The 23,011-nt window shown below is 44.1% G+C and carries 21 protein-coding genes; 12 read left to right on the top strand and 9 right to left on the bottom strand.

Annotation, left to right across the window (positions count from 1 at the left end; all coding sequences use genetic code 11):
- Window positions 1–41 precede the first annotated feature (41 nt).
- From JO943_RS12520 to JO943_RS12505, 4 genes are all read right to left on the bottom strand, one after another.
- Window positions 42–1,061: a molecular chaperone DnaJ gene (locus JO943_RS12520; protein ID WP_202740941.1), complete on the bottom strand. Its 1,020-nt coding sequence runs from the start codon at window positions 1,059–1,061 to the stop codon at window positions 42–44.
- A gap of 103 nt (window positions 1,062–1,164) precedes the next feature.
- Window positions 1,165–1,752, bottom strand: a complete 588-nt coding sequence (locus JO943_RS12515) for a hypothetical protein (RefSeq protein WP_202740940.1) — start codon at window positions 1,750–1,752, stop codon at window positions 1,165–1,167.
- A 137-nt stretch (window positions 1,753–1,889) separates the two neighbouring features.
- On the bottom strand, window positions 1,890–2,675 hold the full coding sequence (locus JO943_RS12510) for a 3-hydroxybutyrate dehydrogenase (protein ID WP_202740939.1): 786 nt from the start codon (window positions 2,673–2,675) through the stop codon (window positions 1,890–1,892).
- A 71-nt stretch (window positions 2,676–2,746) separates the two neighbouring features.
- Window positions 2,747–4,171 carry a GntP family permease gene (locus tag JO943_RS12505; protein ID WP_005227041.1) on the bottom strand — a complete coding sequence of 475 codons (1,425 nt, stop codon included), beginning with the start codon at window positions 4,169–4,171 and terminating at the stop codon, window positions 2,747–2,749.
- Between the two features lie 506 nt (window positions 4,172–4,677).
- Between JO943_RS12505 and JO943_RS12500 the strand changes: the two genes are divergently transcribed.
- From JO943_RS12500 to JO943_RS12450, 11 genes are all read left to right on the top strand, one after another.
- A complete protein-coding gene (locus JO943_RS12500; protein ID WP_005227040.1) occupies window positions 4,678–5,562 on the top strand; it encodes a LysR family transcriptional regulator in 885 nt (294 codons plus the stop codon).
- A 178-nt stretch (window positions 5,563–5,740) separates the two neighbouring features.
- Window positions 5,741–6,445, top strand: a complete 705-nt coding sequence (locus tag JO943_RS12495; protein WP_005227039.1) for a CoA transferase subunit A — start codon at window positions 5,741–5,743, stop codon at window positions 6,443–6,445.
- Between the two features lie 2 nt (window positions 6,446–6,447).
- Complete coding sequence (locus JO943_RS12490) at window positions 6,448–7,089, top strand: CoA transferase subunit B (protein WP_005288623.1); 642 nt, start codon at window positions 6,448–6,450, stop codon at window positions 7,087–7,089.
- A 127-nt stretch (window positions 7,090–7,216) separates the two neighbouring features.
- Window positions 7,217–8,626 (top strand): short-chain fatty acid transporter, encoded by a 1,410-nt coding sequence (locus tag JO943_RS12485; protein ID WP_202740938.1) that lies wholly within the window; start codon window positions 7,217–7,219, stop codon window positions 8,624–8,626.
- Between the two features lie 351 nt (window positions 8,627–8,977).
- Window positions 8,978–10,165, top strand: coding sequence for an ammonium transporter (locus tag JO943_RS12480; RefSeq protein ID WP_202740937.1), 1,188 nt, complete (start codon window positions 8,978–8,980; stop codon window positions 10,163–10,165).
- Window positions 10,166–10,551: 386 nt separating this feature from the next.
- On the top strand, window positions 10,552–11,496 hold the full coding sequence (locus tag JO943_RS12475; RefSeq protein ID WP_202740936.1) for a transporter substrate-binding domain-containing protein: 945 nt from the start codon (window positions 10,552–10,554) through the stop codon (window positions 11,494–11,496).
- A gap of 76 nt (window positions 11,497–11,572) precedes the next feature.
- Window positions 11,573–12,316, top strand: coding sequence for an amino acid ABC transporter permease (locus tag JO943_RS12470; protein WP_005227034.1), 744 nt, complete (start codon window positions 11,573–11,575; stop codon window positions 12,314–12,316).
- A gap of 1 nt (window position 12,317) precedes the next feature.
- Window positions 12,318–13,001 (top strand): ABC transporter permease subunit, encoded by a 684-nt coding sequence (locus JO943_RS12465; protein WP_202740935.1) that lies wholly within the window; start codon window positions 12,318–12,320, stop codon window positions 12,999–13,001.
- Window positions 13,002–13,015: 14 nt separating this feature from the next.
- Window positions 13,016–13,741, top strand: a complete 726-nt coding sequence (locus tag JO943_RS12460) for an amino acid ABC transporter ATP-binding protein (RefSeq protein WP_202740970.1) — start codon at window positions 13,016–13,018, stop codon at window positions 13,739–13,741.
- A gap of 225 nt (window positions 13,742–13,966) precedes the next feature.
- A complete protein-coding gene (locus JO943_RS12455; RefSeq protein ID WP_202740934.1) occupies window positions 13,967–14,683 on the top strand; it encodes a phosphatase PAP2 family protein in 717 nt (238 codons plus the stop codon).
- A 61-nt stretch (window positions 14,684–14,744) separates the two neighbouring features.
- Window positions 14,745–15,560 carry a lipopolysaccharide kinase InaA family protein gene (locus JO943_RS12450; protein WP_202740933.1) on the top strand — a complete coding sequence of 272 codons (816 nt, stop codon included), beginning with the start codon at window positions 14,745–14,747 and terminating at the stop codon, window positions 15,558–15,560.
- 17 nt (window positions 15,561–15,577) lie between these two features.
- On the opposite strand, the gene JO943_RS12445 is transcribed toward JO943_RS12450, so the two are convergent.
- From JO943_RS12445 to JO943_RS12425, 5 genes are all read right to left on the bottom strand, one after another.
- Entirely contained in the window at window positions 15,578–16,930 is a 1,353-nt protein-coding gene (locus JO943_RS12445) for an ATP-binding protein (protein ID WP_005288647.1), read from the bottom strand.
- A gap of 4 nt (window positions 16,931–16,934) precedes the next feature.
- On the bottom strand, window positions 16,935–17,612 hold the full coding sequence (locus tag JO943_RS12440) for a DNA-binding response regulator PmrA (protein WP_005227028.1): 678 nt from the start codon (window positions 17,610–17,612) through the stop codon (window positions 16,935–16,937).
- Window positions 17,613–17,626: 14 nt separating this feature from the next.
- Entirely contained in the window at window positions 17,627–19,264 is a 1,638-nt protein-coding gene (locus JO943_RS12435; RefSeq protein ID WP_202740932.1) for a phosphoethanolamine transferase, read from the bottom strand.
- 249 nt (window positions 19,265–19,513) lie between these two features.
- Window positions 19,514–20,620: a porin gene (locus tag JO943_RS12430; protein ID WP_202740931.1), complete on the bottom strand. Its 1,107-nt coding sequence runs from the start codon at window positions 20,618–20,620 to the stop codon at window positions 19,514–19,516.
- Between the two features lie 341 nt (window positions 20,621–20,961).
- The gene (locus JO943_RS12425; RefSeq protein ID WP_202740969.1) at window positions 20,962–22,218 is read right to left on the bottom strand and encodes an MFS transporter; all 1,257 of its coding nucleotides are present in this window, start codon (window positions 22,216–22,218) and stop codon (window positions 20,962–20,964) included.
- Window positions 22,219–22,362: 144 nt separating this feature from the next.
- Between JO943_RS12425 and JO943_RS12420 the strand changes: the two genes are divergently transcribed.
- Window positions 22,363–22,989 carry a lysophospholipid acyltransferase family protein gene (locus tag JO943_RS12420; RefSeq protein ID WP_005288663.1) on the top strand — a complete coding sequence of 209 codons (627 nt, stop codon included), beginning with the start codon at window positions 22,363–22,365 and terminating at the stop codon, window positions 22,987–22,989.
- The last annotated feature ends 22 nt before the right edge of the window (window positions 22,990–23,011 follow it).

Below are 23,011 nucleotides of genomic sequence, written 5' to 3'. Positions count from 1 at the left end.
TTTTACATTCCCTCTCCTTATAGGAGAGGATTAGGGAGAAGTTACAAAACCCCATGCCCCAACAACATTTCCACCCCACTCACCTTCTTCATATACTTTAAACGCTCTTTTTCCCACTTCAACTGCTGCTTTAACTCAGCACAATCCACATCTATCGCCTTATACACATCACTAATATGCACATGCTCAGCTTTGACTTTTTTCCCCAACTGAAAAGAATCCAGAATCTCTTCAATTTGACTTTCAAGCTGCTGACTCTGTGCATCCAAAGCCAGTTTATAAAACTTCACTTGCTCTGCCGATAACTCTTTAGCGCCTACACCTTTATTCTGTTCCAGTTGTAATTGAAGCTTCAATAAATAAAACAAATCCTGCTGCTCATAGGCCTGACTGGCCTGCTGAAACAACTCAGTTTTTTCTTCTTTTTTGGACTCGTCTTGCTCACGGTCAGGATGAATCATCGCGGCAATTTTTAAGTACACCGTTTTCAGCGATTGCGCTGCCATTTGCTCAGCTTGTTCACGTTTCTGTTGCTGTCGAAGTAGTTTGGCCTGTTCCCTAGCCTGTTGCTGTTCAGCCGCATACTGCTCAAAATCATCTTGTTCTAATTCTGCATTTTGTTCATAACTTTCATCCTGTTCATACCTTATTGGCTGTACTTTTTTAGTTTTTTTAGCCAATTGCTGGGCATGTTGCTGATAAAAGGTATCGATCTGCTTAACCAGTTTTAACTGTTCATCGTTCAATATCTTGGAACACTTTAACAGTTGGGCAAGCTGGGCAATTTTTTCATCCAGTTGCTGCATATCCGCTTTGGAAAACTCATGCTGCTGTAAGAGTGTCCAAAGTTGATCTAACTGCTGAAACAGGATGTCATGCAGCTCGCTATACACAGGCATCAGCTTTTGCCGTGTGTGCTGCTGAATCTCGGCTTGGGCATTTTGCCACATGGCAAGGCTGATTTTTTGCTGTTCTATTTGATCAATCAGGCGATTCAGCTTTTTCTGCTGTGCAGAAGGTTCAGCCCTTGGTTTTAAACTGACTTTAAGATCAAAAGACATCACGCATCCGCCTAAAAATAAAAAAGTGTAGCAATAATCAGCCGACAAAGTCAGCCAACATTCTCAATATCCTGCTTGGATAAACCAGTCGCTGAACGAAGCTTTACTCATCGCCAAATAAGGCATTGGCTGAAACGACTTTGGTGATTTTAACTTTATCCTGTTTCAGCAAGGGATAAATTTTTTGTCTCAGTGCATCACTGGTCATCGTGCCATTCAGATTTAGTAACACAGGTTCTTCACTCAACGATCCTTTGCCCAAGTACTCTTGATTCAAATCATTGGTGGTTGCTTGATTGACCACCACAAAATACCCATCAATGCCTTTGACCTGTCCACAGGCCAAACTTTGTGGGGACCAATCCCCTTGGCGAATCACTTTTTGCAACCGGTAGCCTTTGTTTTTTAATTGCTGCATTTGCGCTGCTGTTGCGATTGGAAAATCAATGCGCTTTTGCTGTCCTTTCCAGTTCACCAGCAAATGACTGGATTGACAAGATTCACGCATGACGCCGCCACTTCCTCTCAATGCGCCTTCATCGGGATCATAACAGGATGAAATCACTTGAAAAGTTGCTTCGCCACAATGCAATGGCTCAGATTGATACGTCTTGAATGGCGTTGCTTGGGCTTGGTTTATTTGAGTTAAACAGACTGATAAAAAGCAAAAACTGACAAATTTATTGTTCATATGAAGTCGTATTAGAATTAAAGGCTGATTCATTGTAACAGATGAAAAAATTAAACGAATTGCGCTGTGCTAACGCATCACTGTCATTTCATAAAAGAGCCGCCCAATTGAGCGGCTTTTTTAATCACGTAAACGGATTACTGTGCGGTATAACCCCCATCCATTACCACCGCCTGCCCCGTAATCCCTGCACCTTTGCTGCTGGCAAGGAAAATCGCATAATCGGCAATTTCCTCAACACTGAGTAAACGCTTTTGCGGCACCATGGCTAAAATCACATCTTCCAGAGCACTTTCCAGACTCACATTACGGGTTTTGGCCAAATCGGCAATTTGCCCACGCACCAACGGTGTATCCACATAGCCTGGGCAGAGTGCATTCACGGTAATCCCGTCACGCGCACATTCCAGAGCTGCCACTTTAGTCAAACCAATTACCCCATGCTTGGCGCTGTTATACCCCGCCTTACCTGCAAAACCAATCAGACCATTGATCGAAGACATATTGATAATCCGGCCATATTGTTGTGCTTTCATAATCGGAAATGCATGTTTAATCCCGATAAATGAACCTGTCAGCATCACTTGGACCAGTTTCTGGTAAATCTCGGTTGAGAAATCTTCAATCGCTGCAACATGCTGAAAACCGGCATTATTGATCAGGATATCCAGACGCCCAAAGGTTTGTGTAGTCAAATCAATCGCGGCTTTATAAGCCTGTTCATCAGTTACATCACAAGGCGCAGACAAGGCTTCAAATCCTTGCTGTTTTAACTGCTCTACTGCTAGCTGGCATTTCTCGGCATTGACATCAGAAATCACCACTTTGGCGCCTTCCTGCGCAAATTTTTTCGCAATTTCCAGACCAATGCCACTGGCTGAACCGGTAATAAAGGCCACTTTGGCTTCAAGTTGTTGAGTCACGGTGCTACTCCTGTTTTTGTTTATCTGGATTGCTCGCCCTTATTATGGGCAAGCTCAAATTAAAATATGTCTTAGACGATCCCAAACCATGTAAATGCAGCAATCACCACAAATACCGCCAAGGTTTTAATAATCGTCACTGCGAAAATATCTTTATAGGATTGCTTATGAGTTAAGCCTGTGACCGCAAGCAAGGTAATTACCGCGCCATTATGTGGGAGTGTGTCCATACCGCCCGAGGCCATCGCCACCACACGATGCATCACTTCCGGTGGAATGCCCGCAGCGACAATGGCAGCGTTATAGGTTTCTGCCATCGCGCTCAGGGCAATACTCATCCCGCCCGAGGCTGAACCGGTAATCCCTGCCAACACGGTCGTGGTCACAGCTCCATTGACCAAAGGATTGGTAAAGGTGGTACCGAGTGCATGGCTGATTAAAGCAAAGCCCGGCAACGCCGCAATAATCGCACCGAAACCATATTCTGACGCAGTATTCATCACCGCCAGCAATGAACCACTGATACTGGCATTCACCCCTTCTTTAAAGTTGGTCACCACGCGCTGATAATCAAATAAAATTGCCGCAATGATCCCGACAATCAAGGCCAAACCGACTGCCCAGATTGCTCCTGTTTTTGCCACATCAACCGTGTAGTTGGCTAAACCAATGGCATTAAAATCAAAGCCATTCGGATACCATTCTTTGATGGCTGTGGATAGATAACGGTTCATCACTGCAACCAGAATTAACGGCACAAAGGCCAGACATTGACGCAGCACTGAACCGTTGTTTTGATTAGATAGCTCGATATCAGCAGTCGTTTGCGTGACGGTACCTTCAGCAGCAAAACCTGCATAGCCTTCACCTGCTCGTGCTGCAGCTTTACGACGTGACTCCAGATACAGCAGCCCCATGCTCAAGACGAAGATCGCCCCAATGACACCCAAAAACGGCGCTGCATAGATATTGGTGCCAAAGAACGTCGTTGGAATCACGTTCTGAATTTGCGGTGTACCTGGTAAGGCATCCATGGTGAATGTAAATGCACCTAAGGCAATGGTGCCGGGAATCAGTCGTTTTGGAATATTGGCTTGTTGGAACAGCTGATTTGCAAATGGATAAATTGCAAACACCGCCACAAATAAGCTAACACCGCTATAGGTCAGAATGGCACCGAGTAAAACCACGGTTAAAATGGCTTTCTTTGCGCCAATCCAGTTGACAATGGTGCGGGCAATCGACTCGGCAATGCCCGACATTTCTACCACTTTGCCAAAGATTGCACCCAGTAAAAACACCAGAAAATAGTCTTTAATGAAATTGACCATCTTTGGCATGAAAACGCCCGAATAAAACGGCAACACATTGGCGGGGTTAATCAGAAAGACTGCCAGCAAGGCGCATAACGGCGCCATGAGAATGACGGAAAAGCCACGATAGGCCGTGTACATCAGCAAGCCTAAAGACAGCAGAATGACAAATAAGTCCCACATATTCTTTTACTCCATTCCAAAGAATATATGTCAGGGTCAACCAGATTATTTTTTTTATACTGTGTGGTGGTTATCCTAACCATAAATAAAATCAAGAAACTGCCGATGGCAATACAGCATTTAAAAAACAAAGATACATGCTCAAACGTATTTTAAAATATCATTAAAACCATAAAAAACAAGACGATTAAAACAAAATACATCATTTTAATTTTTATTAAAAATCAATATACTACATAAATTAACAGCAAATAATTTAATTGATTAATAAAACAAATTAACTATTAAAAAATACTCATTAATACATTTAAAGTATATTTAGCTGATTCTTTTTAAAATCCATTTTTCGATATTGAGATAAAGTAAGTGAATAATCATTTGTCCTTGAGTTAAAAACAAACGGCTTGCCTTGCGCCAGCGAATTAACAAAAATGCCAGTCACAATGCGCTGTTTTTTTTATAAATTACACCATATAAATCAAAACTTTCCGAACAGGCGACTGAACATGACACTTAAGCAACTCAAGGCATTTCTTGCGCTGACGCGTACCCTGAATTATGCAAATGCCTCTGCTGAACTGCATCTCAGTCAGTCTGCGTTAAGTTTAAGTATCAAATCACTGGAAGAAGAACTCGGCGGCAAGCTGTTTAAGCGCAATACCCGTCGGGTCGAGCTGACACAGGAAGGAAAATCACTGATTCCCTATGCCAAGAAATTACTGGCCAACTGGGAGGATATGGAAAAGGATGTTAAACAACGTTTTAAACTCAATCGCGGCACCCTGAATATTGCCTCGATGCCCTTTGTCACCCATGCGATTTTGCCGCAAGTGATTCATAGCTTCTTAGCCAAGCATCCCAATATCAGCTTTTCCATTCATGATATTCCCAATGAGAAAGTACTGGAAAATGTTCAGGATGGTATTTTTGAAATTGGGATTTGCTTTGAACCGCCACGCCATGATCAACTGGAATTTAAGTCCTTATTTGAGGAAGATTTTCTGGCGCTGTTGCCCAAGACGCATCCACTGGCAAGTGCAGATTCGATCAGTTGGAAACAGCTGTGCGCCAATCCCTTTGTGACCTTGCAGCATCCCTCCATTGTTCGGCACCTGATTGAAGAAAACTGTCTTAAAAATCATCTGACTTTAGATTTAAAAGTTGAATGTCATCAGATCAGTTCCCTCTCCAGCTTTGTGGCACTGGATATGGGCGTTAGTGCCATTCCCCGCCATTTTCAGAATTTTATCGACAAGGAACATAACGTGCTGATTGAGATTGAGGACGGTAAACTGCCGCAGGCGATTGGCATCGTCTATAAAAAAGACTTTGAGCTTTCCAATATTTCAGCCGAGTTTATCGAGATCCTGCTACAACATGATTTTGGCTAAGCCCCTTCAGTTACTACACCAAGACCAACCCGCCCGTCATAGCACCTTTTTGAGTGAAATCGATGATTTTTCTGGTATTAATGAGTTTCCCTCATTAATCCTTTAGAAATTTAAACTTCTGTAAATAATCCCTGAGTGCTAAAACTAATAGAAACCAAGGAATTTACAGGTGAAAAAAATGAATAAAGTCTATTCAACCGCAGCACTGGCCCTACAAGATGTGGTGCAAGATCAGCAGACCTTTGCAGTGGGCGGTTTTGGCCTATGTGGTATTCCTGAAGCCTTAATTCAGGCGCTGAAAGACACAGGTGTAACCGGCCTGACCTGTATTTCCAATAATGCAGGTATTGATGATTTTGGCTTGGGTGTGTTGCTCAAGACCCGACAAATTAAAAAAATGATCTCGTCTTATGTAGGCGAAAATAAAGAATTTGAACGCCAATATCTAAACGGCGAACTTGAGGTTGAACTCACACCTCAAGGCACACTCGCCGAAAAACTACGTGCTGGTGGCGCAGGCATTCCTGCCTTTTATACCGCAACAGGTGCAGGTACCTTGGTGGCTGAAGGTAAGGAACAACGTGAATTTAATGGTCGCACCTATATCCTTGAACCGTCACTGACCGCAGATGTGGCACTGGTCAAAGCCTATAAAGCGGATAAAGCCGGCAATCTGGTATTCCGTAAAACCGCGCAAAACTTCAATCCTGAATGTGCCATGGCTGGAAAAATTACCATTGCCGAAGTTGAACAGATCGTTGAGATTGGCGAACTTGATCCAGATGAAATCCATTTAGCGGGCATTTACGTCAATCGTGTGGTACTGAACGCCACACCTGAAAAACGTATCGAACAAAAAACCCTAAAAGCACAGGACGCATAATCATGGCATGGACACGTGAACAAATGGCACAACGTGCCGCAAAAGAATTACAGGATGGTTTCTACGTCAATCTCGGTATTGGTCTTCCAACACTGGTTGCCAACTACATTCCAGAGGATATGGATGTGTGGCTGCAATCGGAAAATGGTCTACTCGGCATTGGCGAATTTCCAACCGAACAACAACTCGATCCCGATTTAATCAATGCAGGTAAACAGACCGTCACTGCACGTGCAGGTGCGGCCTTTTTCTCAAGCAGTGAATCCTTCGCCATGATTCGTGGTGGTCACGTCAATATCGCCATTCTGGGTGCCATGGAGGTCTCTGAACAAGGCGACCTCGCCAACTGGATGATTCCGGGCAAAAAGGTCAAAGGGATGGGCGGTGCCATGGATCTGGTTGCCGGCGTACAACGCGTGGTGGTGTTGATGGAACACAATGCCAAAGATGGAACAGCCAAAATCGTCAAACAGTGCAGCTTACCGCTCACAGGACAAAAAGTGGTGCATCGCATCATTACCGATCTGGGCGTACTGGATGTGGTTGCTGAAGGCATCAAACTGGTCGAGTTAGCCCCTGATGTGACTGAACAGCAAATCCGGGAGGCCACGGGTGTGGAGCTGTTGATTGAAGCCCAAGCTTAACTGATTACTTCCTTTTATTTCCCTTATTGAAGTGATGCTTTCCGAGCATCACTTTTAGCCGTTTTAGGCAACAAAAAATTCATTTAGGACAAATGAACTTTATAACAATCAAAGATGGATGCTTAAGATGAATAAACAACCTGCGCTGTTGGAGCGTTTCGCATTACGGATCAGTAACTGGTCGGAAAAATGGTTTCCAGACTCTTATATCTTTGCCTTACTCGGTGTCATCATTGTTTCATTCGCTGCAATCTGTATCGGTGCCCCGGTACAGGATGTTGCCAGTTCGTTCGGTAACGGTTTCTGGAGCTTAATTCCCTTTACCCTGCAAATGACCATGCTGATTATCGTCGGTTACGTGGTTTCTGTGTCTGCGCCTGTGAAAAAACTGATTCAGATGATGGCGCGTATTCCGCATTCGGGACGTAGTGCCATTGTCTTGGTTGCCACCACAAGTCTGCTTATTTCACTGGTCAATTGGGCGGTCAGTACCATTTTAACCGCCTTACTGGTGATTGCACTGGCCAAGCGTAAAGAACTGCATATGGACTATCGCGCTGCTGCAGCTGCCGCCATTATTGGCATGGGTGCGACCTGGGCGCTGGGCATCAGTTCGTCTGCAGCACAATTACAGGCCAATAAAGCCAGTCTGCCTGAGTCGATCTATAACCTAACCGGTGTGATTCCATTTACTGAAACCATCTTCCTGTGGCAATCGATGCTGATGACTCTAATATTGGTAATTGTCTCGATTGCGATTGCCTATTGGTCTGCGCCTAAGGGCGACAATGTCAAAACCATGCAGGATTTTGAGCTGGATTTTGAAGAAGAGGAAAAGACTGAAGTTAAATCGACCCGACCAGGCGATTGGCTGGAAAACTCACCACTGTTGACCATAGTTGTGGTGGCATTAGGCTTGATCTGGATGTTTATCGAGTTTTCCAAAACCAATCCCATCATTGCCATTTCCAGTCTGAATACCTATAACTTTGTGTTTTTAATGTTAGGTCTGGCCTTACACCGTACCCCGCGTAATTTTCTAAATGCCGTCAGTCAGGCGGTGCCTGCGGTCTCAGGGATTCTGATCCAGTTCCCGCTCTATGGCAGTATTGCCTTTATTATGACGCAAGCCTTAAATAGCGAAGACCTTTCCCTATCCCACTATATTGCCGAATTCTTTGTCTCGATTGCCTCCAAAGAAACCTTTGCCATTGTGATGGGCATCTACTCTGCGGTACTGGGTTTCTTTGTACCCTCTGGCGGCGGGAAATGGATTATTGAAGCACCCTATGTGATGCAGGCCGCCAATGATCTGCAAGTGCATCTCGGCTGGTCGGTACAGATTTATAATGCAGCAGAAGCATTGCCCAACCTGATCAACCCCTTCTTTATGCTGCCCATGCTCGGGATTTTAAAACTCAAAGCCAAAGACGTGATTGGTTTTACCGTCACCCAACTGGTTGTCCATCTACCTTTGGTGCTGTTTTTACTCTGGATTTTAGGCAGAACTTTAAGCTATACCCCACCTGTGCTGTAAATACGCAGGCTCGCCATCGTCAGGCATGATCGTCTATCGGCTCAAGATAAAGCATGACGGTGGTATGCTCGCTTGCGTTTGTTCATCAACTAAAAAATAAATGAAATTTGCAGGGTAATGTTGCATTCAAACCACCGCATAAACTGTGCTATTTTTAAGCAAATTGCACCACTATTCACCAAAATTACAAATTAATTTCTAAATTGGTGCACTTTTTGCATTATTTATTTCATTAAATTGGGCTGTTCCCCTACAGCCTGAGTTTTTAGATTTACTAAATCCTTTTTGGTGCAAAAAATGAATCAAAGCTATGCGCCAGAATCGAATTTAGCACTTTTTTTGAGCACCACTATGCAAAACGTAGATCTATTTTTCTTACTGCTCGGTGCAGTACTGGTATTGGCAATGCATGCTGGCTTTGCATTTCTGGAACTCGGCACAGTACGGCATAAAAATCAGGTGAATGCCTTAAGTAAAATCCTGACCGACTTCGCCATTTCAGCGATTGCCTACTTCTTTGTCGGCTACTGGATTGCCTATGGCCAGAACTTTTTCCATGCAGGGAGCACCTTAGCCTCAGACCATGGTTATAACCTGATGCGCTGTTTCTTCCTGCTGACCTTTGCAGCAGCCATTCCGGCGATTATTTCAGGCGGGATTGCCGAACGTGCCAAGATGCGCTCGCAAGCGATTGCGACCCTGCTTTTGGTGGCGCTGATCTATCCCTTCTTTGAAGGCATGATCTGGAATGGCAACTATGGCTTGCAAAAGTGGCTAGAAAACACATTTGGTGCAAGTTTCCATGACTTTGCCGGTTCAGTTGTGGTGCATGCCATGGGTGGCTGGATCGCTTTGGCTGCCGTAATTTTACTGGGTGCTCGTCATGGTCGCTATAAAAATGATGGACGTGTCAGCGCACATCCACCGTCTTCAATTCCATTCCTCGCCTTAGGTTCATGGATCCTGATCGTCGGCTGGTTTGGCTTTAACGTGATGAGCGCTCAACGGGTTGAAGCCATTTCAGGTCTGGTCGCGATTAATTCACTGATGGCGATGGTCGGTGGCACCCTAGCCGCAAATTTTATGGGTAAAAATGACCCGGGCTTCTTACACAATGGTCCGCTGGCGGGACTGGTCGCGATTTGTGCAGGCTCAGATATTGTGCACCCTATTGGTGCATTACTAATTGGTGGCATCGCCGGTGCACTGTTTGTTTACCTGTTTACCTATACCCAAAACAAACTGAAAGTCGATGATGTACTGGGGGTCTGGCCTTTACACGGCGTATGTGGTGCCTTTGGTGGGATTGCCGCAGGAATTTTTGGACAACAAGCACTGGGCGGGCTTGGCGGCGTTTCACTTATTTCACAAATCATTGGTACCAGTCTGGGTATTATTGTTGCACTGGCTGGCGGCTTCCTGGTTTATGGTCTGTTAAAAGCCACGCTTGGACTGCGTCTTTCCCAGGAAGACGAGTATCGTGGTGCCGACCTGTCCATCCATAAAATTTCAGCGAACTCCGAAGAATCGATGTTCTAACTTTTATCTTATTTAAACGCGGCTGATCAGGCCGCTTTTTTTATCTCTTCTTAAAATACGGTCTCTTTAGGTCGTTGTGCCTAGACTTCCAGAACGGCAATGCCTGAATAAAGCCATCTATCCATACGGCATGAATGGCATAAATTATGCTTTATATATCCTGCATTTTTATCAGAATTCATTCATTTAAAAACTGCTTAATTCATCAACAGTTACCATTAACAAAACGGTAAACAATATCGCTTGAGCAATCGTATGCAAGTTGATTAAGATGAAAAATAATGTATTTTTTATGTTTAGAAAGAAAACATTATTTTTCATAACAATGAACGGTTAAACCGCAACAATTACGAATGCATCAGAATGATACAAAAGGAGTTTTGTAGATGACATCTAAACGCACCATGACCTCGCTGCTTTGTGCAAGCGCCCTGATGTTGGGACTCAGTGCCTGTAGCGACAATAAGGCCCCTGCTGCCGGTGACAAAGCGGCGGATGGTAGTGCTTCTTCTTCGGGCACACTCAATAAAATTAAAAACTCTGGTACGATTGTACTTGGTTATCGTGACTCATCGATTCCCTTTTCCTACATTGCTTCCAATCCGAATCAGCCAGTCGGTTATGCCCATGACCTGCAACTCAAGGTAGTTGAAGCAGTCAAGCAAAAGCTGAATATGCCAGACCTGAAAATCCGCTATAACCTGGTGACCAGCCAGAATCGTATTCCACTGGTCTCCAATGGGACGGTTGATCTGGAGTGTGGTTCAACCACCAACAATAAAGAGCGTCAGCAACAGGTTGATTTCTCGGTTGGTTTCTTTGAAGTGGGTTCAAGACTGCTCACGGCCAAGAACTCCGGTATCAAGGACTTTTCAGATTTAAAAGGCAAGAAACTGGTCACCACAGCAGGCACGACCTCTGAACGTTATATCCGCCAGCACCAGCAAGAACTGGGCATTGGCGAAATCATTTCTGCCAAAGACCATGCCGAATCATTCCTGATGCTGCAAAATGGTCGTGCTGTCGCATTCATGATGGATGATATTTTACTGGCGGGTGAAAAATCCAAAGCCAAAGACCCAAATCAATGGGAAATCGTCGGCACTGCGCCAATTCATGAAATCTATGGCTGTATGCTGCGTAAAGGTGATACAGGCTTTAAACAGGTGGTTGATGATGCCATTAAAGCCACTTATGCTTCTGGTGAAATCAATAACATGTATAAAAAATGGTTCCAGCAACCAATTCCACCAAAAAATATTAACCTGGACTTTGCGATGTCTGATCAGCTCAAAGCCTTGATTGCCAATCCACATGACCGGGATAAGTAATTCCCCGCGATAACAAGACTATTATTGCAGAACCGGGAAACAGAGGATGTTCTCCCGTTTCTTCTCAGGAGTTATTATGAATTATAGCTGGAACTGGGGAGTATTGTGGCAATCGACAGGTATTGGAGACACCACCTACCTGAACTGGATTATCACCGGCCTAGGATGGCTGATCGTGATTGCTGTTGTGGCATGGAGCATCGCCATGCTGCTAGGCAGTATCCTCGGAATTATGCGCACACTTCCAAATAAAACCGCCAGGGCCATCGGTACGGCCTATGTCACCGTGTTCAGGAATATCCCTTTACTGGTTCAGTTGTTTATCTGGTTTTATGTGGTTCCCAACTTTCTGCCTGCACCGATTAAAAACTGGTGGATGAATGATCTGGGTGCCAATACCACTGCCCTGATTTCGGCCAGTATCGGTCTTGGACTGTTTACCGCAGCACGTGTCTGTGAACAGGTGCGCACTGGTATTGAAGCCCTGCCCAAAGGGCAAATTAATGCCGGTTATGCCATGGGATTTTCGACTCTGCAACTGTACCGCTATGTCATTCTGCCACAATCTTTTCGTACTATTTTACCGCCGTTGAGTTCCGAGCTGACCAACTGCGTGAAAAATACCTCGGTTGCGTCTTTGGTGGGTGTGGCAGAAATTATTTCGCAGATGAAAACCATCAGTGAATACACCCAGAATACCATCGAAATCTACACCTATGTCACCGTGATTTTTATTGTCATCAATATCTGTCTTATCTTTGCCATGAACCTGCTGGAAAAGCGTTTACGCATTCCTGGTTTAATATCAGGAGGTAAGTAGCATGGAATGGTTCACTTCTTTTCTCAGTGATTTACAGCAGTCCGGACCGGCTCTCTGGCATGGTTTCAGCATTACCTTAAAAGTCGTGGTCATCGCCACCATTGGCGGTATTGCCATTGGTACGCTGCTGGCATTAATGCGTCTGTCATCCATCAGGATTCTGAATGTGGTTGCACAGGCTTATGTCAACCTGTTCCGTTCCATTCCCCTGCTGCTGGTGCTGATGTGGTTTTATTTTGCCGTTCCCTTTATCTATACCGCAGCAACAGGCCAGTATCTGACCATTGATACCGCACTGGTTTCCAGTATCGTGGCATTTATGCTGTTTGAAGCCGCTTATTTTTCTGAAATTGTCCGTGCCGGTATCCAGTCGATTCCAAAAGGACAAGCTGCCGCGGCATCCGCGTTGGGCATGAGTTATGGGCAGTCGATGCGCCTGATTATCCTGCCACAGGCCTTTAGAAAAATGATGCCGTTATTGCTTCAGCAAACCATTATCCTGTTTCAGGATTCCACCATGGTGTATGCCATTGGTCTGCTCGACTTTTTCAGAACAACTTATGTTCGTGGAGATTTAATGTCCTTGCTTACCCAATATATTCTATTTGCAGGACTTGTGTACTTTACCATCAGCGCCATTGCCACATTCGCAGTTAAACATTTACAAAGGAGGTTACGGGTATGAGCGACAATAAAGTAATGATAGACCTCCAAAATGTCAGTAAATGGTACGACCAGTTTCAGGTCCTGACCGATTGCAGCACCCAGATCCGTCAAGGTGAAGTGGTGGTGGTGTGCGGTCCTTCAGGTTCAGGCAAGTCCACCTTGATCAAAACCGTCAATGGGCTGGAACCCTTTCAACAGGGTAAAATCTTTGTCGATGGCGTACCCGTGCACGAACCCAAAACCGATATGACCAAACTGCGTAGCCGGGTCGGTATGGTATTTCAGCATTTTGAACTGTTTCCACATCTGAGCATTACTGAAAACCTGACCATAGCCCAGATCAAGGTCTTGGGACGTTCAGAAGCAGAAGCCAATAAAAAAGGACTGGCTTATCTGGACCGTGTTGGACTCAGTGCCCATGCCAATAAATATCCGGCCCAGCTTTCAGGCGGGCAACAGCAACGGGTGGCGATTGCACGTGCGCTGAGCATGGACCCGATTGCCATGCTGTTTGATGAACCGACTTCTGCACTTGATCCGGAAATGATCAACGAAGTACTGGATGTCATGGTCGGGCTGGCCAAAGAAGGCATGACCATGATGTGTGTGACCCATGAAATGGGCTTTGCCCGTCAGGTGGCTAACCGGATTATCTTTATGGATCAGGGTAAAATTGTTGAAGACTGCTCCAAAGATGAATTCTTTGGTACGTCACGTGGCGAACGCGCGCAGCAGTTCCTCGATAAAATTTTGCACTAACCTAAACGATATGCAACAAATAAAGCAGCCTAAATGGCTGCTTTTTATCGAATAAAGCTCGAGCGTTATTTGATAAAATGCTCAAACTTGCCCTCCAGATTTATAAAATCTTTAAGCTTTTCCAAGCAAGCGTTCAGCCAACATTTTTTTATATAAATTTAAGAGCAGATTAAGCTTTTAGGAATTAAATAGTGAGATGTTTATCTCACATTAACAGTATGTTCCATGATTTTAAGAACGCCTTTTTTCTTATGGACGAGCTTTTTAGTTTTTATCAGTTTTTTTATTTTACTGTTGGTGTTTCCTGTAGGCGGAGCAATTGACTTACATCTGATTGCGCCTTGGGTCAGCTTACATGGTGATTTTCCTTATAAGCATGACTGGTTTCTGGAACAACTTAACCATAGTTACGTTAAACAGCTTTTAACTGCCATCTACGTGATCTTCTTTTTGCTGTGGTGTGCTTCATTTAAAGTTGAAAAACTGAAAGCTCAACGCTGGCAATATGGCTATATGTTTTGGGTCAGTATTTTGTGTACCTGCATCGTAGGCTTGCTCAAAGCGCACTCTGCCCAGGCCTGCCCGTGGTATATGACCCATGAAACCGTAACAGGTTTTGTCTGGGATTTCTCCGCAACTGCCGGACATTGTTTCCCAGGTGGACATGCCAGTACAGGCTTTGCCTTGATCACCGGTTATTTTGTCTATCGCCTCGATCACAAGCGCAGAGCATGGTTCTATCTGTTTGCGGGAACGCTGATTGGATTCGCCATGGGCTGGGCACAGATGATGCGTGGTGCCCACTTCCTCAGTCATAACCTGTGGACAGCATGGGTCTGTGTTGTAATTAATTTAGTATGTTATACATTTACTTATAAGTATCATCAACGCGCAGCAAAACGCGATGCAGTACCTTTATTGGCATCTGATGTGGTAAAGTGACAAGCAGTGTCCATTGAGCGGGCACTGAATTTTGCTCACATTAGGATTTTTTTGCTGTCGTATGTCGGATTTTCAAATATTTTTAGAATCTACGCTTGCTTCCCAACAAGACTCTATTCAATCTTATGAATTAGGCTTACGCAAAGTATGGTTAAAAAAGGCTTCTGAACGCCATGGACTATGGCTTTATACGCCGCTGAAATGGCTGGCCAAGATCTTTAATCTAGGTGCAATTACCCCGGTCCCGAATCAGGGCGGAGCGAAGGCCATTCAATGCGAGTTCAAACGCATTCAACAACTCAAAGCGCTAGGGATCTCGACGCCGAATGTGTTGGCAGTTTCAAAAAAAGGCATTTTATTGGAAGATGTTGGCTCGCAACGTCAAAGTCCTGTCAGTCAGCTCGACCAGAAGCTGGGCAGCCTCAAAGATCATCCTGAAGCGAGATATGCCTTATTTGATCAGGCCATTCAAGCCATCAGTCATATTCATCAGCAGCAAGGTTATTTAAGCGAAGCTTTCGCGCGCAATATTCTGGTTGATCAACAGAACCAGTTTACCTTTATTGACTTTGAAACCGATCCGAAAGATGTACTCAGCCTGCATGACTGCTTTGTACGTGACTGGTTATTATTTATTTTTTCCACCGCCTATCATTTTGAGTTTGAACAGCTTGAACAGGCCAGCCAGCAACTTTACCAAGCCCTACGGGCCGAACCACAAGTCTATAAAGATATTTGCAAAGTCGGCAAACGTTTAAACTGGGTGCTACGCTTTAATGTCAGTAAAGTCGGCAATGACGGCAAGCGTATCCAGAAATGTGTGCTGTTCCTACGTTATTTACGCGATCAAGCCGAAACCGCACCCCAGATCAGTTGAGTCATTTCCTCAATGATTTAGTGACTTGCCTTGTCTTCATGATGGGCAAGTTTTTTCGGTAATTTAACCAATACCGATAATCCACCCAGTTCAATACTTCTCGATAAACTCAGCACACCACCCAAACGCTGGGTCGCTTTATCCACAATTGATAAGCCCAGTCCGCTGCCGACCTCTAAATGGTGATGTACCCGGTAAAAACGCTTTAAGACCTTGTCATATTGTTCAGGATCGATCCCTGCACCACTGTCTTCGATCTGGATATAGGCAAAATCATCGGTATCGCTATAAACCGAAATATTGATAATCCCCTGCACTGGTGTGTACTTAATTGCATTGTCAATCAGGTTAAAAATAATCGAATGCACCGTCGATTCAAGGCTTTGCATTTCAATTAAATCATTACGCTCAAAGCCGAGATCAATTTCTTTCTGCATGGCCAGATTGACCAGTTGCTCCACACAATTTAACGCCACATCATTAAGACGGAAACTGGTATTCGGTTCAATCAGGCTGAGTGCGACATCCTGTTTAGCCAAGGCCAGAAGCTGCGTTACCAGATGCTGGATACGGGCGAGTCCCTTACTCAGATTCTGCAAAGATTCATGTTCAGGAAATTGGCTAATCAAGATACGGGTCTGCAGATTCAAGGCCGTCACCGGCGTCCTTAGCTCATGTGCAGCATCGGCAATAAACTGCTTCTGTTCGGTCTGTGCATGCTGAATCCGTTCAAACAACCGGTTCATTTCTTCAATGGTCGGTAATAATTCCTGCGGATAATCTTTGACATCAATTGGTGATAAGCCATCGGAATCACGCTGGGTCAGTTCTTCCTTAAATTCATCCAGTGGTTTAAGACTGAGACTGATGATAAAGGCCAATACAATAATCGCTACAGGCAGCAACAGGATATACGGAATAAACATGCTGCCCGCCAGTTCCCAGGCGAACGCTTTTCGCACCTGCTCCTGCTGACTGATCTGAATCTGATAATCTTTTAAGGGAATCACATAAACACGCCACTTCCCTTGCGGCGTGTTCTGGGTGTAAAACCCAGCCTGTTTGACTGGCGGAACCAAGAGATGGGTCTGGTGCCATAAATGGCTCTGGTCTTTATAGGCCCAGATATCAATCAGTAAATCTTCTTCATGATAGGTCCGGTGCAATTCAACACGGCTGGCAACTGTAGTCAAAGGCTGGGAGGTCGAGCGCTCAGCCATATATTGCATTTGCGTATCTAAAATTTCATCCACTTCATGTAATGAAATTTTATAAGCGGCCAAAATCAGAAAACAACCCAACACCACGCTAAAAATCGAGGTTCCCCAGATCAGTCTTTTCTTCAGCGAATAATGACGGGTGTTGCGCATCGGATTATGACTGCCCCAAACGATAACCTAAACCACGAATGGTTCGAATAAAGTCTTTGCCCAGTTTGGCCCGCAAGTGATGTACATACACTTCAATGGTATTACTGGTGACTTCACTGTCGAAATCATACAACTTATCTTCAAGGTTGGCTTTAGAGAAAATTTTATTCGGATGCGTCACCATCGGAATCAGGATCGCCCATTCCCGGTTAGACAATTCGATTTGCTGGCCTTTAAATGTAGCCAGATGCTGATCGACATCCAGCGTCAGTTCGCCACTTTTGAGCAACTGTGACTGGCTTTTCAGTTGTGCCGTTTCAACATTGCCACGGCGTAACAAGGCATTGATCCGTGCCAACAGCTCATCAAACTCATACGGTTTAATCAGATAGTCATCTGCGCCCTGATTCAAACCATCCACACGGTTTTGCAACTGGTCTCTGGCAGAAATGATCAGAACCGGCAAGGCACTGCGTTGACGAATCTGTTTCAGGATCTGCATACCGTCCATGAGTGGCAGCCCTAAATCCAGAAGCACCAGATCAAAAGATTGCTTGGTGAGCAAAGCCAGTCCATCGACTCCGTTATTGACCCATTCCACGTCAAACTGATGATATCGCAGTAAGGTCAATGTTGACTCTGCAATCATAAAATCATCTTCTATCATCAAGATCTTGGTCATGATTTCATTTCACCTTATGGATTAGCACATGTTTCTAACATGTCATCTTTAGCATTTATTACTTTGGTTTTTACATCAAGCAAACTTAACAAGGTCGGGAACAGATTATCTTGGCTCAGTTTGTTTTTACTTTGTTGGGCCAGACATGTCATCTGTTTGTTGGCCTGTTGTTGCCATGCGCTTGAGAACCACATCAACATCGGTACATGGGTCTGCTGAGTCGGAGCAATGGCATAAGGCGCGCCATGCAGATACATGCCACTCTCACCTGTCGATTCACCATGATCAGATAGATACCACAAACCCGTTTGATATTGGGTCGTATTTTTCAAGGTTTCGATCAATGAATCCAGCACATAATCGGTATAAAGCAAAGTATTATCATAACTGTTAATCAGTGCTTCCTGCGTACAGCCTTGAATTGCATTGGTATCACATGTTGGCTTGAATACCCGGAATGCTGGCGGAATACGTTCATAATAGGCAGGTCCATGACTACCCATTTGATGTAATACGATTAAACGTGGTTGGGTATCGTCTTTCGGGATCGTCGCTAAATAGGCTTTTAAGCTATCAATCAGGATATCATCCAGACATTCATCATCCTTACACCATTTCTGCTGGATCGGCTCAGGAATTTTAAACTGTTCTACCCGGTCACATGTGCCCTTACAGCCTGAATTATTGTCAATCCAGGTCACCTGATACCCTGCACGTTTGGCAATATCCAATAGACCTTCACGATGGCTTGCTAACCTCTCATCATAATCTTCTCTCGGCATACCTGAAAACATACACGGTACCGACACAGCAGTTGCCGTACCACATGAACTGACTTGCGAGAAATTGATAATATTTTGTTTGGCTAATTTCGGATTGGTCTCTTTGGCATAACCATTTAACGAGAAATTTTCTGCGCGGGCAGTTTCACCGACCACCAATACCATCAGTTTAGGCAGACCCTTTGCAGCCTGAGTTCGTTGCGCATCTTCACCATAATGTACCAACGGTAAATTCTGTTTAGGTGCCTTCTTTTTATAATACGACACCGAAGAGGCGATCATATTTTGAGGCGAGATCATGCCTTTGATATCGCGGTTCTCACGGAAAATAGCTGCGAAATCGACATAGAAAACAAATAACAATCCACCGACCAAAGCCAAGGAAACCACCGAGGCAATCAACTTTTTAAACAGTTGCCGGGGAATGGATTCAGATTTGATTTTGGTCATCAAAATCACCAGAATCGGCAGCAGTACCATCCCGGCCATCCAGATCAACAAGCGCCAAGACCAGGTGTCTCGTGCTTCGGAAAAGTTGGTTTGCATCAAGTTTTGAATCTGATCGGAGGTAATCCAGACCCCTAAGGTATTGACTGCATAGGCAGCAAAACCGCCAATAAAGACCAGAGCAATCGCCAGCAGTTTTGCGGTCCATTTCCAGCTCAATAGCTGAAAAATAAAAGCATATAAAGCCGTGACCACGCCCACAGAAGCAACGACAAAAAGTCCAGCCTTGATACCTGTATAGGGTGTTAAAGCCAACATTTTTTCATAAAAAGCGAAGTTCAGGAACACACCTAACCAGATGGCAAGTAGTACATTAAAGGTGAGTAATGAAATTGGCTTGGTTCTGAGTCTTTGCAGCAACATAGGCATCATGATCTAAAAATAAATTTCTTAGTGTTTTAAAGATAAGAATAAAAACTTAAAAATGACTTAAACTGCATCAGAAGCAAACTAAAAGTATTCGGTGCAGTCATAATTTTAATAAAAGTTTAAATAACATCCTGTTTTCTAAAAACAGTTTAATGCTATTTCACCGAATTTACGATGATTTTATGAATTAATAAAAAACGCCCTTTAAGCGAACTTAAAGGGCGTACTTGCAAAAAGCAAAGTTTAGAATTTAAATTCCAGACCTAGACCTGCAACGGGTTGCTTATCTTTTTTGCTGGCCTGCTCAAGGGTTAAATAACCTGCATAACCATAGGTTTTGACCTGTTTGTTAAAAGCATAGTCTGCACCAGCAATCACCTGCTTAGCTTTAAAGTCGGCAGTATTATTTTTAAAACTGGTGTCATTTTGACTATATTGGCCTTTTACCGTCCAGTTTTTGGCTTGTGGAAGATTATATTCCGCGCCCACTAACCAGCCTTGTGCATCGTCAATATTTTCTGAACCCGCTGCATTTCCTTCAGCTTTTTCTACTTCAGAGCTTTGATAGAGGGCTTTTAATGCCAAACCTTCAAGTGGCGTTACTTTACCAATGGCACGAACCGTATTGGCTGCAGCGAAGAGACTCCCCCCTGCAATTGCAGGTTCAGCCGCATTCAAGAAGCCACGCCCTAAGAAGTTACTTGGAATGGCTTTATCGTAACCAATACCCGCTACCAACAATGGATTATCATAGGTCACCGATGCTGACCAAGCATCACCCAAACCACGACCTGCAACTTTTGCACCACCGCTAGTCGCCTTGATGCCAGATGACTCACCTGTTGCAAGTAAGGCATTCACTTTAAATGCACCATCCAGTAATTGAACAGCTGGGGATTCATACACCAGTACATTATCAATACGATTTTCACCAGTGAAAATTCCACCGATATCGGCTTTGTTCGCCACATAATTATTAAAGGTGTCGACCACACTAGATAATTGTTTTACAGGCGTATCATGTTTACCAATTTTCAAGGTACCCAACTGGGCATCTTTTAAACCTACAAAACGGTTACGCTGGGTCCAGTCACTGCTATCGCCATCAGCACTAAAACCCCATTCAATCGCATACACTGCGCTTAAACGCTCAGTGAGTTTTTCATCGCCTTTAAGTCCGACAAATGAACTGTTTGAGCTGATTTCCCAGACATCTTTATTTGATTTTGTTGCATTTTTTTCTGGTAAATAATCAACACTGGCATCAATCTCCCCGTAAAAGGTTGGTACTGCAAATGTTGTGGTTGCAAGTAAACTGAGCACTGCTGCTGTTACAATTTTGATTTTCATTGTTTACATCCTGGTTTAATTTGTAACAAATCCTACACATTAACTTTATATGACAAAATAATTAAAATCTTATTTATTTATTCTAATTTCGACTAAAGTTTAATTTTTATACATTTTAGCTGTCTATTAAGATTTCACTCTATATCCTTATAATTTAATAAATTAATTGCTCTATCAAATAATTAATAATGCAAATTGGCAGGACATTGTGAAAACAAACTCAATTCAGGAAAACCTTTATTCCAGACTAAAAACAGGAAATATCAAGATAAAGAAAACTTAAACACGCTGATTTCTTGTTTCATTTCTATGATGTTTGGCAATATATTTGTAATAAAAATTTAAACTGAACTTACTTTATTTTTCCAATAAAAAATCGGCCCTAAGCAAACAATCGCAACCACACAGATAAAACTCAAATAACCAGAGTAGCCCCATACATCTCCAGCAAATCCACTGATTAAATACAGCAAACCACTGACAGTCGCCATGATCGAGACCTGAAAAGTAAAGTCCGTTCCGGCACATTGTTTACGACTATATTGCATGACCAGTGTCAGCATCACCACCAACAGCATGGCAGAGCAAGCATCTTCAAAGGCATTGACGGTATATAACCAGACAGGTGCAATCTGGACATGGCTTTCATAGCCGTGAGCAATCATTGCATAAGCCAGCAAGCTGATAATTTTTAGAGTAGAGAAAAGCATCAAACAGGCGATTCTGGAATAATGCTTGAGCAGCAGTCCGGCCATCCCCGCCCCAACCAGCGCAGCGACCGCACCGAACATGGTGATATAAACCCCGATCTGGGTGAAGTTCAATCCCATATCCACCATCAGTGGCTTTAATAAAGGCCCTGAAAGCCCGTCAGCTACTTTGAAACTAATCAGGACCAGTAACCAGGCTTTTAATTCTGCTGACGATTGAAAATAGTTTAAATAGGCTTTGATCGCCTGCAACAAGGGCACAGAAGTTGTCTGCGTTCTTGTCGTTGAGTTTGCATGCGTAGGTTCACGGTATAACAATACGGGTAAAGTATTGAGAAATACCAATAAAGCCAACGCCAAAAAGGTGGCTTGCCACTGTAACCAGTCCAGACACCACAGCACTGCCCCGCCCCCCACAATAAACCCAAGGCGTGATCCAATCACCTGAAAGGTATTACCCCAGTGTTGTTGATCTGTTTTGAGTAAGTTGACTGCCAGACCATCGGTTGCAATGTCCTGCGTGGCACCCGTTAAATTCATTAAAAACAGCAAGACAAAGAAAACCAGCAGATAGCCGGGTTGATCCAGCGCCTGAATCGGGAAAAAGGACAAGATCATCAGAATCAGTACACTGGATAATTGTGTGGGAATAATCCAGCTACGGTAATGTCCTAATCGGGATGATAAGGCCAGACGATCAACATAGGCCGCCCAAAACACTTTGATCGACCACGGCAGCATCAATAAGCCAAAGCCACCAATATGGGCCAGAGATACACCTTGCGCCCTCAGAATCACGGGCAAGGCATGGGTCATAAAGCCTACAGGCAAACCCTGCGCCCAATACAAAGAAAACAATAAAATGTAAACCTGACGAAGATTCGGCATTTTCAGTTTCCAGCGCTGGAGTAATAAGGGAGCATCAGTATCCAATCCTTTCATTCTTCTGGCAATAAAATCTTATTTTTTGCCAATGCAGTCGCTGTCATCAGCGTTTAACATGAATAAAGTTGTCATTATTTATATTCATGTATGCCACAACATTTTCCAGATTTACCGCCCTTGGTTCCACAACGTGGCACAGCTTATAGCCGTGCATTGTGTAAAAAGCTCTTTCTTGCCCAAGGCTGGACTGTGGTCGGAGAAATTCCCAACCTGCCTAAAGCTGTCGCGATCATTTCTCCACATACCTCCAATATCGATGGCTGGTATGGTTTTCTGGCAATTGGCGGATTGGGCTTAAAAGTGACCGTGCTGGGTAAAGACACCTTATTCAAGCCGCCTTTCCAGCCACTATTAAACTGGGCCGGACTGATTCCGGTTCGTCGCGATAGTGCCCATGGTCTGACTGAACAAGTGGTTGCCACCATTCAACAGCATGACAAAATCTGGGTCGGTATGGCGCCTGAAGGCACCCGTAAAAAAGCCGAAAAAATGAAAAGTGGTTTTTATCACATTGCCCATGCAGCCGGCATTCCGATTGTGATGTTTGCCTTTGATTATGACCATAAAACCATTTACTGTTTGGGCGCATTTACCCCGACCGGGCATTACCAGCAGGACCTTGATCAGATCATGCAACGTTATGTCGGTCACTTCTCGCCGAAAAATCCGGATTGGCTGGCTGAACCCTTACAAAAACTTGTGAAAAAAAACTAGAAAATGAAGGGCAAATCTGCTC

This window comes from Acinetobacter sp. 'aerobic (ED)' (assembly GCF_904886855.1).
Classification (GTDB): domain Bacteria; phylum Pseudomonadota; class Gammaproteobacteria; order Pseudomonadales; family Moraxellaceae; genus Acinetobacter; species Acinetobacter courvalinii.
Note: the sequence above shows the minus strand (reverse complement) of the source record. Positions and strands in the feature narration are given on the sequence as shown.